The 14,009-nt window shown below is 68.6% G+C and carries 12 protein-coding genes; 5 read left to right on the top strand and 7 right to left on the bottom strand.

Features of this window, described 5'->3' with window-relative positions; all coding sequences use genetic code 11:
• Positions 1-9: 9 nt before the first annotated feature.
• Genes BN3385_RS18420 through BN3385_RS18410 form a run of 3 tightly spaced genes read right to left on the bottom strand, consistent with a single transcriptional unit; the run spans position 10 to position 4,104 of the window.
• Entirely contained in the window at positions 10-1,200 is a 1,191-nt protein-coding gene (locus tag BN3385_RS18420; protein WP_059018796.1) for an FAD binding domain-containing protein, read from the bottom strand.
• Positions 1,197-2,567: an MFS transporter gene (locus tag BN3385_RS18415; RefSeq protein WP_231748761.1), complete on the bottom strand. Its 1,371-nt coding sequence runs from the start codon at positions 2,565-2,567 to the stop codon at positions 1,197-1,199. Before BN3385_RS18415 ends, BN3385_RS18420 begins: the two co-directional genes overlap by 4 nt.
• 40 nt (positions 2,568-2,607) lie before the next feature.
• The gene (locus tag BN3385_RS18410; protein ID WP_059018793.1) at positions 2,608-4,104 is read right to left on the bottom strand and encodes an aldehyde dehydrogenase family protein; all 1,497 of its coding nucleotides are present in this window, start codon (positions 4,102-4,104) and stop codon (positions 2,608-2,610) included.
• A gap of 155 nt (positions 4,105-4,259) precedes the next feature.
• Between BN3385_RS18410 and BN3385_RS18405 the strand changes: the two genes are divergently transcribed.
• A complete protein-coding gene (locus tag BN3385_RS18405; protein WP_059018791.1) occupies positions 4,260-6,038 on the top strand; it encodes a helix-turn-helix domain-containing protein in 1,779 nt (592 codons plus the stop codon).
• Here BN3385_RS18405 and BN3385_RS18400 read toward each other — a convergent pair.
• The 4 genes from BN3385_RS18400 to infC are packed head-to-tail and all read right to left on the bottom strand — an operon-like array spanning position 6,021 to position 8,075.
• The gene (locus BN3385_RS18400; RefSeq protein ID WP_231748866.1) at positions 6,021-6,821 is read right to left on the bottom strand and encodes a TrmH family RNA methyltransferase; all 801 of its coding nucleotides are present in this window, start codon (positions 6,819-6,821) and stop codon (positions 6,021-6,023) included. The two genes, BN3385_RS18405 and BN3385_RS18400, sit on opposite strands and share 18 nt — an antisense overlap.
• Positions 6,821-7,210: a 50S ribosomal protein L20 gene (gene rplT, locus BN3385_RS18395; protein ID WP_011780528.1), complete on the bottom strand. Its 390-nt coding sequence runs from the start codon at positions 7,208-7,210 to the stop codon at positions 6,821-6,823. Before rplT ends, BN3385_RS18400 begins: the two co-directional genes overlap by 1 nt.
• 48 nt (positions 7,211-7,258) lie before the next feature.
• Positions 7,259-7,453, bottom strand: a complete 195-nt coding sequence (gene rpmI / locus BN3385_RS18390; RefSeq protein ID WP_059018788.1) for a 50S ribosomal protein L35 — start codon at positions 7,451-7,453, stop codon at positions 7,259-7,261.
• 22 nt (positions 7,454-7,475) lie between these two features.
• Positions 7,476-8,075 carry a translation initiation factor IF-3 gene (gene infC / locus BN3385_RS18385; protein WP_082690741.1) on the bottom strand — a complete coding sequence of 200 codons (600 nt, stop codon included), beginning with the start codon at positions 8,073-8,075 and terminating at the stop codon, positions 7,476-7,478.
• 300 nt (positions 8,076-8,375) lie between these two features.
• Between infC and BN3385_RS18380 the strand changes: the two genes are divergently transcribed.
• The 4 genes from BN3385_RS18380 to BN3385_RS18365 all read left to right on the top strand — a co-directional run bounded on the left by BN3385_RS18380 (position 8,376) and on the right by BN3385_RS18365 (position 14,008).
• Positions 8,376-8,711: a DUF1844 domain-containing protein gene (locus tag BN3385_RS18380; RefSeq protein WP_059018784.1), complete on the top strand. Its 336-nt coding sequence runs from the start codon at positions 8,376-8,378 to the stop codon at positions 8,709-8,711.
• Positions 8,712-8,754: 43 nt separating this feature from the next.
• The gene (lysX, locus tag BN3385_RS18375) at positions 8,755-12,087 is read left to right on the top strand and encodes a bifunctional lysylphosphatidylglycerol synthetase/lysine--tRNA ligase LysX (protein ID WP_059018782.1); all 3,333 of its coding nucleotides are present in this window, start codon (positions 8,755-8,757) and stop codon (positions 12,085-12,087) included.
• 81 nt (positions 12,088-12,168) lie between these two features.
• Positions 12,169-13,650, top strand: coding sequence for an alpha/beta hydrolase (locus BN3385_RS18370; protein ID WP_197415314.1), 1,482 nt, complete (start codon positions 12,169-12,171; stop codon positions 13,648-13,650).
• Between the two features lie 40 nt (positions 13,651-13,690).
• Positions 13,691-14,008 (top strand): PspA/IM30 family protein, encoded by a 318-nt coding sequence (locus BN3385_RS18365; RefSeq protein WP_156432799.1) that lies wholly within the window; start codon positions 13,691-13,693, stop codon positions 14,006-14,008.
• The last annotated feature ends 1 nt before the right edge of the window (position 14,009 follow it).

Here is a 14,009-nt window from a genome sequence, read left to right as displayed (position 1 = left end):
TCAGGGTGGTTAGCGGCCGGGCCCGTAGAGTCCGAACCGGAGGTCCGGGTCCCCGGGAACCCAGGTGTTGTGGAACTGTGAGCGCTCCCCCATGTCGACGACCCGGCGCAGCAGCGCGTCACTGAGCTGGAGCTGCGCGGGTTCCCACTTGGTCAGCGCCGAGGTGATGTCGCCGGCGGCGTCGCTCAGCGCCGCCGCCAGGGCCCACGCGTCCGCAGCCGCTTTGGCGGTGCCGGCCGCCGCATGCGGACGCGATGCACAGGCGGCGTCGCCGATGAGCGCGACCCGGCCCTGCGCCATCCGGGCCGAGCGGACATCGGAGAGCACCTGCAGGTAGGGCGTCTCGGTGGCGGTCACCACCTCAGCGACCGCCGGTGCGAACAATTCCGTTGCTGCAGTGCGCATCTCGCTAACATATCGATCCTGGACCTGGCCGGGATGCACGGACACCGAGCCGTGGAAGCCACGCTTGTCGATGAGCATCTCGGTGAGGTCGGGACCCGGCGCGACGTTGCGATACCAGACGTAATTCATCAACCGGTGGTCCACGTCGAGTCCGTCCTCACCCGGGATCGGATACATGGTGATGTGGGAGTTGGGCACCACGTCATAGGTGATCGCATCGTCGAGAATCGCGCGGGTCGCATCGCCGAGGGCCGCCCAGGGCACGGTGCCGCGCCAGCCGATGTAGCCCGAGTACCGCAGGGAGGCATCGGGGTCGAACCGTTCCCGTGCCGTCGAGGTGATCCCGTCGGCGAACACCACCAGATCGGCCGTGGCGGTGGCGCCGCTGACGAACCGCACGGTGGCCTGATCGTGGTTTTGGCTGAAGCCACAGGCGTATTCACCGTAGTGGTAGTGCTCGGTGCCGAAGTCGGCGAGCAGGGCGCGATAGAAGGTCCCCCAGGAGGTGTAGGTCCAGGTGGCCTTCTCCCGGTGCGCGATTCCGCCGTCGCGCTGCAGGTACTGGACGTGGGACGTCGAGGTGCTCAGATCGGCGAGGTCCTGGCCGCTGCGTTCGGCGAACCAGCGCACAGTGTCGGGTTGCAGCACGATCCCACTGCCCCGGCCGTCCAGAGGCGTCGGCGTGCGCTCGTAGACATCGACGTGAAAGCCTAAGTCCCGGAGCAATAGTGCGGTGGTGAGGCCTCCGATGGAGCCACCGATGACGGCGGCTGAGGCACTGGAGTAGGCGGTCATGACCGGCTCCCTTCCACAGGTGTGACCTCGGTGTCCGACGGCATGGGCGCACCACGGGTCTCGGTCGCGAACGCCAGCCCGACAACGGCGATCAGGCCGAGGGCGGCGACCCCCGCGGTGGCCTGGCCCAGGTTGCCGTCGAACCAGGTGGTGGCGATGACGCCGGCCGCCAGCGGCCCGAGTGCGGTGATGTAGCGGCCCACGCTGTTGCACACGGCCAGCGCGGTGGCCCGGACGCTGGGCGGGAACAACTCCGGTGCATAGATGAAGGTGCCGGAGAGTGCACCGAAGAGCCCGAACCCGAGAATCGGCATGGCGACCAGGTATTCGGGGTAGTCCCGGTCGAACGGGAATGTCCAGGCGATGGCGACCGCCGACACGGTGAAGCTCATCAGGAATGTGGTGCGACGGCCGATCAGGTCGGCGATGAACCCCCATGATGCGTAGCCGATGATGCCGCCGGCGTTGAACAACATCGCCGCCAGTGCCACCCGGTGGTCGGCCACGGCACCGGGCAGACCTGCTGCCGTGGTGATCTGCCTGATGAGTTGCGGGTACCACGTCGAGACGCTCCAGAAGGTGATGAGCGCGCCGGTGGCCAGCGCCGTGCACACCAGCATCGGACGCAGCAGCGGCGGGCTGAACAGCCGCCAGAGCACGAAGCGATCCTGGGATGTGCTGGCTCCCTGGGCTTTACGCTGCCGGCGGGAATGCAGGTGCTCGGTGATCTCCGCTGGTTCCGGGACGAACCGCCGGATGAACCACACCACCAGGGCCGGCAGCCCGGCGAGCATCATCATCACGCGCCAGCCCTGACCGCCCAGCACGGCGTAGGCGCCGGCGGCGGCGAAGAATCCTGCCGCGTAGCCGGCCATCATCACACCGCCGGCCCGCGCCCGGAATCGGTTGCGCCAGGTCTCGGCGATCAGTGCGGCACCCACCGGGGCCTCGACACCCGACCCCAGGCCTGCGATGAAGCGCAGGATCCCCAGCTGCCACCAGTTGTCGACGAACGCCGCGGCCGCACTGAACACCGCGTAGGTGAGGATGCCGACGGAGAGCACTTTCGTCCGGCCGAAATAGTCGGCCAGGATTCCGAAGAGGATGCCGCCGGTGGCCCAGCCGGCCAGGAACAGGGCCATGGTCAGGCCGCCGTAGAGTCCGATCGCGCCGCGGTCGGCGGTGATACCGCTGTTGGGCAGCAGCTCCGTCATGGCCGGCCCGAGAACCAGAACGTAGAGACTGCCCGCGAAGCCGTCCAGCCCCCACCCCAGCGTGGTGCCGGCCAGGACCAGCCACTGGGTACGGCTGATCTCGTGCCGCCAGCCCATTCGTGTGCGGGCCTGTCGGCTTGTGTCGATAGTCATCGAATTCCCCTCAGTACGTTGGTGATTAGTCATCGCGCCGTCAGTTCAGCCGGCCGGGTGTCTCGGCGCCGTACCAGTCGACCGGCTCGGCTGCCGTCCGGACCACGATGGTCTTGACCCAGGAGAAGTCGTCGAAGGATTCGGTACCCGCGTCCTTGCCCAGACCGGACTCCTTCACCCCGCCCCAGGGCAGGGACGGCTCGAGCCGGTGATGGTCGTTCACCCACACCATCCCGGCCACGATGCGCGAGGCGACCCGATGGGCGCGGGCGACATCGGTGGTCCAGACGCCGGCACCCAGCCCGTAGCGGTTGTCGTTGGCCATCCGCACGGCGTCGGCCTCGTCGTCGAACGGAATCACCACCGCCACCGGTCCGAAAATCTCCTGGCTGGCGACCGCCATGTCCATGCTGGCTTCGGACAGCACCGTCGGCTCCAGGAAGAACCCGGACTGCAGGCGCGGGTCGAGTGCGGGCACCCCGCCACCGGCGGCCAGCCGCGCTCCCTGAGCAAGACCGCTGTCGATCAGTGCCCGCACCTTGTCACGCTGGGTCGCACTGATCAGCGGGCCCATCTGGGTGATGGGCAGGGCCGGGTCACCCACCCGGATCGCGCGGGCCCGGGCGGCGAGGGTCTCGACGAAGGCGTCATAGCTGCGCCGCTGGACCAGGAAACGTGAACCGGCGACGCAGGATTGGCCGGCGGCGACGAACGCGGCGAAGGCTGCGCCTTCGGCGGCGATGTGCGGGTCGACGTCATCGAAGACCAGGATCGGGGTCTTGCCGCCCAGTTCGGCGGTCACCCGCGCGAAACGCGAGGCGGTGGCCACGGCCGCGGCACGGCCGGCCTCGGTGCCGCCGGTCAGCGTGATCTTGGCGATGTCGGGATGGGTGGTCAGCCGCTCACCGGCCGGACGACCGCCGGTCACCACCATCAGGACCCCGTCGGGAAGGCCTGCCTCGGTGAGGATTTCGGCCAGCGCGAGCGTGGTCAGCGGCGTCAGCTCGGACGGCTTGACCACCACCGTGTTGCCGTTGGCCAGTGCCGCCGACAGGCTGCGGGCCAGGATGAGCATCGGGTGGTTGAACGGAGTGATGATGCCGCACACCCCGAGCGGTAACCGTTGCTGATAAGTGAGGTACGGTCCGTCGCCGGGCAGCACCGCGGTGCGCTGGGCGGCGAGCAGAGCGGCGTTGTAACGGAACCACTCCGGCACGCGCGCCAGCTGGGCTCGCGTCTCGGTGATGGGGCGACCGTTGTTCTGCGCCTCGAGGGTGTAGAGCCGCTCGGTGGCGGCATCGATGGCGTCGGCCATCCGCAATAGCAGCCGACCCCGCTCCGTCCGGGTCATCTCCGGCCACGGCCCGCTGTCGAAGGCGGCTCGGGCCCGGGCGACGGCGACGTCCACGTCTGCGGCGGACGCTTCGGCGACCGTCGCGATCACCTCGCCAGTGGACGGGTTGACGATGTCGCGCGTGTTCGGCGGGCTGGTGTCGCCGATCGGCGCCGCGGCGGTCTCGGCGTTCGCGTAGTTCATCTGTCCTCACATCCGTCGGTCTTCTCGGTGCGTGATGTGCCCGCTATGGGCCGTCGGATATGAGTGTCGTCACTCATGGGCAGGCACTCAATGTTCGTGTCGACATACTTTGGTATCTGCAATGTCTCTAACGACATAACCGGCACAATGGGGGCATGCCCGACACCACCCCGCTCCGGCCGGGCCGCGAGCTGCTCACCTGGCTCGACGCCCTGAGCGTGCTGAGTACCGCGGCAACAGCCGACGCCGACCTGCAGCAGGTGCTGAACCTGGTCGCCGATACGGCCAGAAGCCTGCTGGGCTTCGACTTCTGCGGGGTCCTGGTGCCCGACGAACAGCGACAGCGGCTACTGATCGCAGGATTCAGTGGCCTGTCCGACGACTACGTCCAACGGGTCAACTCCGATCGGCCGATCCAACTCGACAGCACGTCGCCGTCCAGCCGGGCGTTCCACACCGGCGCGGCGGTCGCGGTCCGCGACGTCACCGCAGAGCCCGGGTTCGCCCTGTGGGCAGGCATCGCCCGCGAGCAGGGCTACCGCGCGGTGATAGCAGTGCCGCTGATCGCCCACAACGAAGTGCTGGGGACGCTCAACGGCTACTACAGCCCCGCGCACACCTTCACCCAGCACGGCATCCAACGAATGACGCTGCTGGCCAACCACGCTGCTATCGCGCTGACCTCGGCGAGCCGGCTCGAGGAGTTGCGGACGCTGAACGCCTCACTGCGCGAACAGCGTGACGCACTGCGCCGTTCCGAGCAGATCCATGAACGTCTGCTCGGTGTCACGCTGCGCTCCGGCGGCTTGGCCGGAATCGCCGCCACGCTACGGGAACTGTTGGGCCGCCCCGTGCTCATCGACGACGCCCGCCATACCGTCCTGGCACTGGCCGGCGAGAGCAGCCAGTTCCCCGACTCGCACTGGCGGGCGGCCAACGGGGAGGACGACACCGAGTCCGCTCCGGTGCTCGTCGGCGAGTCGGGACCGCAGCAGATGTACGTCAGCACCGTCCGGCTCGGTAGCGACGTGGTAGCCCGAATCTGGTTTCCCGCCAACGGTTCTGCGATCGGTCCGATCGACTCGCGGGCCGTCGAGCACGGATCGCTGGTGGTGGCGCTGGAACTGCTGCGCGACCGGACCGCCGCCGAGGTCGAACACCGATTGCGCGGTGAATTGCTCGCCGATCTGTTGGCCAGCCGCACCGCACCCGCCGACGAGCTTCTGCTGCGGGCCCAGCGCCTGGGCCACGATCTCACCGTCGCGCATGTGGCGATGGTCGCCGCGGTGGCTCCGCCGGACGGGCAGAGCGAGTCGATGGCCTACGAGCGGGCGCTCACCCAGGTCGCCAGATTGGCGGCCGGGTTCCGTCCCCGGCCGCTGGTCGCCATGCATCGCGGCCACATCGTGATCCTGTGGCCGCAGACGACGGCACCGGATATCGACGGGGCACCGGCCGCGGTCATGCGCACCCTGGAGCAATCGGTGCCCGGTGGCGTTGTCACCGTCGCGGTCTCCGAACGCCCGTCGGCGGTTTCGGCCGACGCCTACCGGATCGCCAAGGGAGTGCTCGAGATCGCGATCCGTTCCGGCCGGACGAATAGCGTGGTCACGGTCGACGATCTGGGTATCGTCGGGCTGCTCCTGCAGGTCGAGGACTCGACAAAACTGGACGAATTCGCCCTGCGCACACTGGGTCCGGTGATCGAGTATGACACCGAGCACCGCACCCAGCTACTCACGACGCTGCGGACCTACCTGGACTGCCGGCGAGACCGGGGCGCCACCGCGGCTGAACTCGTCATCCATCCCAACACGGTGGCGCAGCGGCTGCGCCGCATCGAGAAGCTGTGCCATCAGGAGCTGGACGATCCGGCGGCGATCGTGCACATCACCGCGGCGATGACGGTCTATGACCTAGCCCGGCTCGCCTGAGCCTGCCCGCCGCTGGGCCCGCGCGCTCTGGTAGAGGCAGATCGCCGCTGCTGCAGCGACATTGAGGCTCTCGGCTCCCCCGGCCATCGTGATGCTCACCCGGTGCTCGGCCAGTGCCGCCAGCTCCGGTGACAGGCCGTGGGCCTCCGGCCCGAACACCCACGCCGTGGGGGCGCGCAGCATCTGCTCGGCGTCGTCGAGGTCCACATCGCCGTCGAGGGTCGTCGCCAGTACCTGCAGGCCCGCAGATTTCAGCCGCGCGAACACGGCGGGAGTGTCCTCGTCCACCACCACCGGGACGTCGAAGATGCTGCCCGCCGAGGACCGCAGGCACTTGCCGTTGTAGGGATCGACGCTGTGCCCGGCGAAGACCACCGCTGCGGCGCCCATCGCGTCGGCGAGCCGGATCAGCGTCCCGGCATTGCCGGGTTCGGACAGATCCACCGCGACCGCGATCAGGGCCGGAGATCCGCTCAGCACGTCGTCGAGGCCGGTCTCGGGCAGCGTGCAGACCGCAACCAGCCCGGAGGGTGTCACCGTCTCGGAGAGCGCCTTGGCGGCGCGCTCGGTGACCGGCTGCACCGCCAGCCCGGCCAGCAGGTCGGCGTGCCGCTCCGCGGCAGCCTCGGTGGCGAAGACCTCGTCGACCAGTCCGCGCCGGGCGGCGGCCTGCACCAGGTTGGGACCTTCGGCCAGAAAGCGCCCAGCACGACGACGCCCGGTGTGGCGCTGCAGTTTTACTGCAGCCACCACCCGGGCGGATCGTTCAGTGAGTGCCGTTATCAGGCGGCTTCACCGGAGGGAGCGTTGACATCCTCCGGCAGGGCGGCCTTGGCCACCTCGACCAGCGCGGTGAACGCGGCCGGGTCGCTGACGGCGATCTCGGCGAGGTTCTTGCGGTCCACCTCGACACCGGCGGCCTTCAGGCCCTGGATCAGCCGGTTGTAGGTGATGTCGTTGGCGCGGGCGGCCGCGTTGATGCGGGAGATCCACAACTTGCGGAACTCGCCCTTGCGGGCACGACGGTCCCGGTAGGCGTAGGTCAACGAATGCAGCTGCTGCTCTTTGGCCTTGCGGTAGAGCCGCGAGCGCTGGCCGCGGTAGCCCTTCGACGCCTTCAGTACTGTGCGCCGCTTCTTCTGGGCATTCAGTGCGCGCTTCACGCGTGCCATGGGGGTGTTCCTATTCTTGGTCGGTCAGAAGCAAAGGGGTTACGGCGCTTAGCCGTTCAGCATCGCGTTGACACGCCGGGTGTCATTGGGGGCCACCACGGTACGGCCGTCGAGGCGACGGGTCCGCTTGCTGGGCTTGTGCTCGAGCAGGTGGCGACGGTTCGCCTTCTGCCGCACGATCTTGCCGGTGCCCGTCTTGCGGAAACGCTTGCTGGCACCGCTATGGGTCTTGGCCTTGGGCATGTGTCCTCAGTTCTCGTCGTTATCAGTTGTCGGTGGGAGCGTCGGGCTCTGGGGCGGGTTCTGCCGCCGGCGCTCCGATCGTCTGTTGCGCAGCCTTGGCGCGAGTCTTCGCGCCGCGGTGCGGTGCCAGCACCATCGTCATGTTGCGGCCATCCTGCTTGGCCGAGGTCTCGACGAAGCCGAAGTCGGCCACGTCACCGGCCAGGCGCTGCAGGAGCCGGTACCCGAGTTCGGGCCGGGACTGCTCGCGACCGCGGAACATGATCGTCACCTTGACCTTCGACCCGGCTTCCAGGAAGCGGATGACGTGACCCTTCTTGGTCTCGTAATCGTGCGGGTCGATCTTGGGACGGAGCTTCTGTTCCTTGACGACGGTCTGTTGCTGGTTTTTGCGAGACTCGCGCGCCTTCTGGGCCGTCTCGTACTTGTACTTGCCGTAGTCCATGATCTTGCAGACCGGCGGTCTGGCGTCTGGGGCTACTTCCACAAGGTCGAGATCGGCATCCGCGGCGACGCGGAGGGCGTCTTCGATGCGCACGATGCCTACCTGTTCGCCACCCGGTCCGATCAGGCGGACTTCAGGTACGCGAATGCGCTCGTTGACACGTGTCTCAGTGCTGATGGGGCCTCCCTGGTTAGCGTTTCTCTGCTGACCGCCCGCGGTGACGGCGGGAGCAGCGGTGCGGACACCACGCCACCAGCACACTGTTCAACCGAACAGTAAGGCCCTGCGTAGAAGCAGGGCCCAATGCCGACCGATCACAGCCTGAGCTGCCTGCGAAACCGCAGAACAGATACCGTGACGGTATCTGTGACCGGACCGCGTGGCCTTCGGAGAATTCCGCGGCCGGCGGTGGGAGTGGGACTCCACTTGCTGTCCCTGGCGTACGCCGGGACGGTCGTGCATGCCAGTCTAACAGGCATGACGGATTCCCCTAGCATCCGCGACCTGGCCGACATCCCGGCGGTCGAGGTCATCACCCGGGCTGCGGTCATGCTGATGAGCGCCGCCGCCGAGAAACTGGGTCTGGCCGACCCCGATCCGGACGCCAGCGAGCGTCGCGACCTGGACGAGGCCCGTCGGCTGATCACCGCGCTGGCCGGCCTGGTCACCGCCTCGGCCGAGTATCTGGGACCGCATGCCGGCCCGGTGCGTGACGGGCTGAAGAGTCTGCAGCTCGCCTTCCGGGAGGCCAGCGCCGCACCCGAGGAACCCGGCACCGGTCCGGGCGAGAAGTACACAGGTCCCGTGTGGTAGCGGTGCACCCATTTAGCAGGCCGAGCGAATATCCTCGCGGCCTATGACCGTCACCACGAGTCGGCCAACCTCACGCTTCCACTGGGTACCCGCCGCAGCCGGCTGGATCATCGGTGTCATCGCGACCCTGTCGCTGCTGTCCAGCGTCTCGCCGCTGCTGCGGCACATCATCAAGGTGCCGCGCGAGTTCATCAACGACTACATCTTCAACTTCCCGGACACCAGCTTCGCCTGGGCCTTCGTCCTCGGACTGCTGGCCGCTGCGCTGGCCGCCCGCAAGCGGATCGCGTGGTGGATCCTCGTCTTCTACATGGTCGCGGCCGCGGTCTGGAACACCGTTGATCTGCTGACCGGCGAAGAGTCCGCCGCCGTCGATGTCGGCGAGGTCATCGGCCTGGTCTTCCACGTGGCCTCGGTCGGCTTCCTGCTGCTGGCCTACCGCGAGTTCTGGGCCAGAGTGCGATCCGGCGCCCTGCTCAAGGCGGCGGCCACCCTGGTCGCGGGGATGGCCATCGGCACCCTGGTCGGCTGGGGCCTGCTCGAACTGTTCCCCGGCACACTGGCCCGCGAAGACCGGTTCTGGTACGCGCTGAACCGGGTCGGCGCGTTCGCCGGGGCGGGTGCCGACGCGTTCACCGGCCACCCCCACGTCTTCGTCAACGCGCTACTCGGCCTGTTCGGGGCGGTGGCCCTGATGGTGGCCGCGATCGTGCTGTTCCAGTCCCAGAAGGCCGACAACGCGCTCACCGGTGAGGACGAGTCGGCGATCCGCGGCCTGCTCGAGGTCTACGGCAAGAACGACTCGCTGGGCTACTTCGCCACCCGCCGGGACAAGTCGGTGGTGTTCGCGCCGAGCGGCCGCGCCGCGATCACCTACCGCGTCGAGGTCGGGGTGTGCCTGGCCAGTGGCGACCCGATCGGTGATCCGCGGGCCTGGCAGCAGGCCATCGGCGCCTGGCTGGACCTGTGCCAGACCTACGGATGGGCGCCGGGTGTGATGGGCGCCAGTTCCACCGGCGCGCAGGCGTATCGGGAGGCCGGGCTCAACGCCCTGCAACTCGGTGACGAGGCCATCCTGTATCCGGACAAGTTCCACCTGTCCGGGTCGGACATGCGGGCGGTCCGCCAGGCCGTGACCCGGGCCCGCCGCGCCGGGCTGACCGTGCGGATGCGCCGGCATCGCGACTTCTCCGCCGAGGAGATGGCTGCGGTGATCAAGCGCGCCGACGCCTGGCGTGACACCGAGACCGAGCGGGGCTTCTCGATGGCGCTGGGCCGGCTCGGCGACGCCGCCGACGGGGACTGCCTGCTGGTGGAGGCCGTTTCTGGTTCCGGTGGGCAGGAGCGAAGCGACTCGGGGTCAGATGCCGGTGAGGTGGTGGCGATGCTGTCCCTCGTGCCGTGGGGCAACAACGGGTTGTCGCTGGATCTGATGCGCCGCTCCCCGCAGTCCCCCAACGGCACCATCGAACTGATGGTCAGCGACCTCATGCAGAACGCCGAAGACATTGGTGTGAGCCGGGTTTCGCTGAACTTCGCGATGTTCCGGTCGGCCTTCGAGCAGGGCGCACAGCTGGGCGCAGGCCCGGTGGCACGGTTGTGGCGGGCGCTGCTGGTGTTCTTCTCCAAGTGGTGGCAGCTGGAGACGCTGTACCGGTCCAACATGAAGTACCAGCCGCAGTGGGTACCGCGCTACGCCTGCTACGAGGACGCCCGGCTGATCCCCCGGGTCGGCGTTGCCTCGGTGATCGCCGAAGGCTTCCTGGTCCTGCCGTTCTCGCGGCGCAACAAGCAGCACACCGGCCACCGCTCCTCGGTACCGCACGATCTTGCCGCCAGCGGCCGGCTGCATGCCGACGGCAGTGCCCCCGACACCGACCGGCCCGCTGCCGAGCCGGCCGGTGAATCCGCCGAAGCCCGGCTCCCCGACCAGGTCCGGGTCCGGATGGCCAAGCTGAAGGCATTGCAGGACAACGGAATCGACGCCTACCCGGTCGGTAAGCCGCCGACCCACACGGTCGCCCAGGCCCTGGCCGAAGCCGACGACGTCACCCTCACCGTCGCCGGGCGGATCCTGCGCACCCGCGACTACGGCGGTGTGGTGTTCGCCCAATTGCGGGACTGGTCCGGCGATGTGCAGCTGCTGCTCGACAAGTCGGCGCTGGACGGCGCTGCCGAGGATTTCGCCGGCGTGGATCTCGGGGACCTGGTCGAGGCCGGCGGTCACATGGGCTACAGCAAGAACGGCACGCGGTCGCTGATCGTGGCGCACTGGCGGATGCTCGGAAAGTGCTTGCGGCCCTTGCCCGACAAACGCAAAGGCCTGCAGGACCCCGAGGCCAGGGTGCGGGCCCGCTATGTGGATCTGGCCATCAACCCCGAAGCGCGCGAGCTGATCCGGGCCCGCAGCAATGTGCTGCACGCCATCCGGGAAACGTTGTTCGCCAAGGGTTTCCTGGAGGTCGAGACCCCGATCCTGCAGCAGATCCACGGCGGAGCCAACGCCCGACCGTTCACCACCCACATCAACGCCTACGACCTGGACCTCTACCTGCGCATCGCCCCCGAGCTCTACCTCAAGAGGCTCTGCGTGGGCGGTGTGGAACGGGTCTTCGAGCTGGGTCGGGCGTTCCGCAACGAGGGTGTGGATTTCAGCCACAACCCGGAGTTCACCCTGTTGGAGGCGTATCAGGCGCACGCCGACTACCTGGTGTGGATCGACGGCTGCCGCGAGCTGATCCAGAACGCGGCGATCGCGGCCAACGGCTCGGCGGTGGTGATGCGGCCGGCCGACGGCGGCGACGGCGCCCTGGAGCCGGTTGACATCTCCGGGACGTGGACGGTCAAGACCGTGCACGACGCCGTCTCGGAGGCCCTCGGCGAGCACATCGACGCCCAGACCGAGCTGCCGGTGCTGCGCCGGCTGTGCGACGCCGCGTCGGTCCCCTACCTGACGCACTGGGACGCCGGCGCGGTGGTGCTGGAGCTCTACGAGCGGCTGGTCGAGGACCGCACCGAGGCGCCAACGTTCTACACCGACTTCCCCACCTCGGTCTCGCCACTGACCCGGCCGCACCGCAGCAAGCCCGGTGTCGCCGAGCGGTGGGATCTGGTGGCCTGGGGCGTGGAGCTGGGCACCGCCTACAGCGAGCTCACCGATCCGGTGGAGCAGCGCCGCCGGCTGCAGGAGCAGTCGCTGCTGGCCGCCGACGGTGACCCCGAGGCGATGGAACTCGACGAGGACTTCCTGCAGGCGATGGAGTACGCGATGCCCCCGACCGGAGGGCTGGGCGTGGGTGTGGACCGCGTCGTCATGTTGATCACCGGGCGCAGCATCCGCGAGACGCTGCCCTTCCCGCTGGCCAAACCACGCTGAAATTGACGCCGGCTCACGGCGTCCTCACAGCGACCTTCAAGGAACCTTCGTCACGATAGAGCGGTGACACCTTCGACGACGATGGTCGCCGACACGTTCCTCGCGGACCCGGCGAGTCCGTTCCACCAACACATTTCGTTGATGCACGGCTGGGTGCCACTGAGCGCCCAGATCGTCGCGGGCGTGGTGCTGGTGCTGGCGGTGGGCTGGCGAAGCCGGCGCTGGCGGCTGCTGTGGCTGCCGCTGGCGGCCGCTGTCGGCGTCGCATTGGCCGGCTACGCCTACTGGAGCATCGCCGACGACGGCCTGGCCGGTGACCCGGCGCCGCGACAACTGTGGGTATGGATCGCGGTGACCGGCCTGGCGGCGACGGTCGCGGTCGTGGGGTGGCGCAGCGCGCGGTGGTGGCGCCGCGGCATGTCGGTGCTCGCGATACCGCTGTGCGCTCTGTCGGCGGCGCTGATGCTCAACCTCTGGGTGGGCTACTTCCCGACCGTGCAGACGGCGTGGAATCAGCTCACCGCCGGTCCACTGCCCGATCAGACCGACCGCGCGACCGTGACGGCGATGGTCGCCCACCATGCGATCCCGGCCACCGGCACGGTGGTCTCGGTGTCCATCCCGTCCACCGCATCGCAGTTCAAGCACCGCAACGAGTGGGTGTACCTGCCACCGGCCTACTTCGCCACCGACCCGCCGCCGAAACTGCCGACCGTCATGATGATCGGCGGGGAGTTCAACACCCCGGCCGACTGGATGCGGGCCGGCAATGCGATCAAGACCATCGATCAGTTCGCCGCCGCGCACCATGGCAATGCGCCGGTATTCGTCTTCGTCGACTCGGGCGGATCGTTCAACAACGACACCGAGTGTGTGAACGGTCCGCGCGGCAATGCCGCCGACCACCTCACCAAGGACGTCGTGCCGTACATGGAGTCCAACTTCGGTGTGAGCCCCGACCGTGCCCGCTGGGGCATCGTCGGCTGGTCGATGGGCGGCACGTGCGCCGTCGACCTGGCGACCATGCATCCGGACATGTTCAGTTCGATCGTCGACATCGCCGGTGACTTCGCCCCGAATTCGGGCACCAAAACCCAGACCATCGACCGGCTGTTCGGCGGGGACGCCGCGGCGTACGCCGCCTTCGACCCGGCGACCGTGATCACCAAGCACGGCCGATACCAAGATATTTCGGCCTGGTTCGCCATCTCGGGCAGTCCCTCCAGCCAGCCGACCACACCGCAGACGATCACCGTCAGCGCGACCGGGCTGGGCGGTCGGGATGCCAACCCGAACCCCGGCGACCAAACCGCCGCGGCCAACACGCTGTGCGCCCTGGGCAGCGCGGACGGGATCAACTGTGCGGTGGTGGCCCAGCCGGGTAAACACGACTGGCCGTTCGCCGCGCGGGTGTTCACTGCCTCGCTGCCCTGGCTGGCCGGCCAGATCGGGACGCCGGACGTCCCGGCGGTGGCGTTGCCGGTACCGCCGGTGCGACCGCCGGGACCGGTGACGATCGCCGCGGCCGGTGGTCCGCCGCCACTGCAGGCCGCGGTGCGCTAACCCGCCGGGGCGGGCACCTGCCGGGAGTACGGTGACTGCTATGGCCGACGATTACATCCCCCGCCACGCCAAGCCCGAGCCGGAACCGGCTCCGGCGCCCGCGCCGACCCCGGTGACCCCGCCACCGGCGACCGCGCCCGCCGTGGACACCGGCTACACCTCGGACGGCGTGCCGACGTTCGACTCGGTCCGCGACAAGATTGAGACGCGCTACGGAACCGCCCTCGGCTCAGCTGAATTGGACGCCGAGACTCCCGAGGGCCGCAGCATCGAGGAACAGTACGAGGCCCGTCAGCGCGCAGCGCACGACAAGCTCGAAGAGATCCGCGCCTCGATGCGCAAACCGGCCGACGGCTGAG

It is taken from the genome of Mycobacterium sp. M26 (assembly GCF_001494595.1).
Classification (GTDB): domain Bacteria; phylum Actinomycetota; class Actinomycetes; order Mycobacteriales; family Mycobacteriaceae; genus Mycobacterium.
Note: the sequence above shows the minus strand (reverse complement) of the source record. Positions and strands in the feature narration are given on the sequence as shown.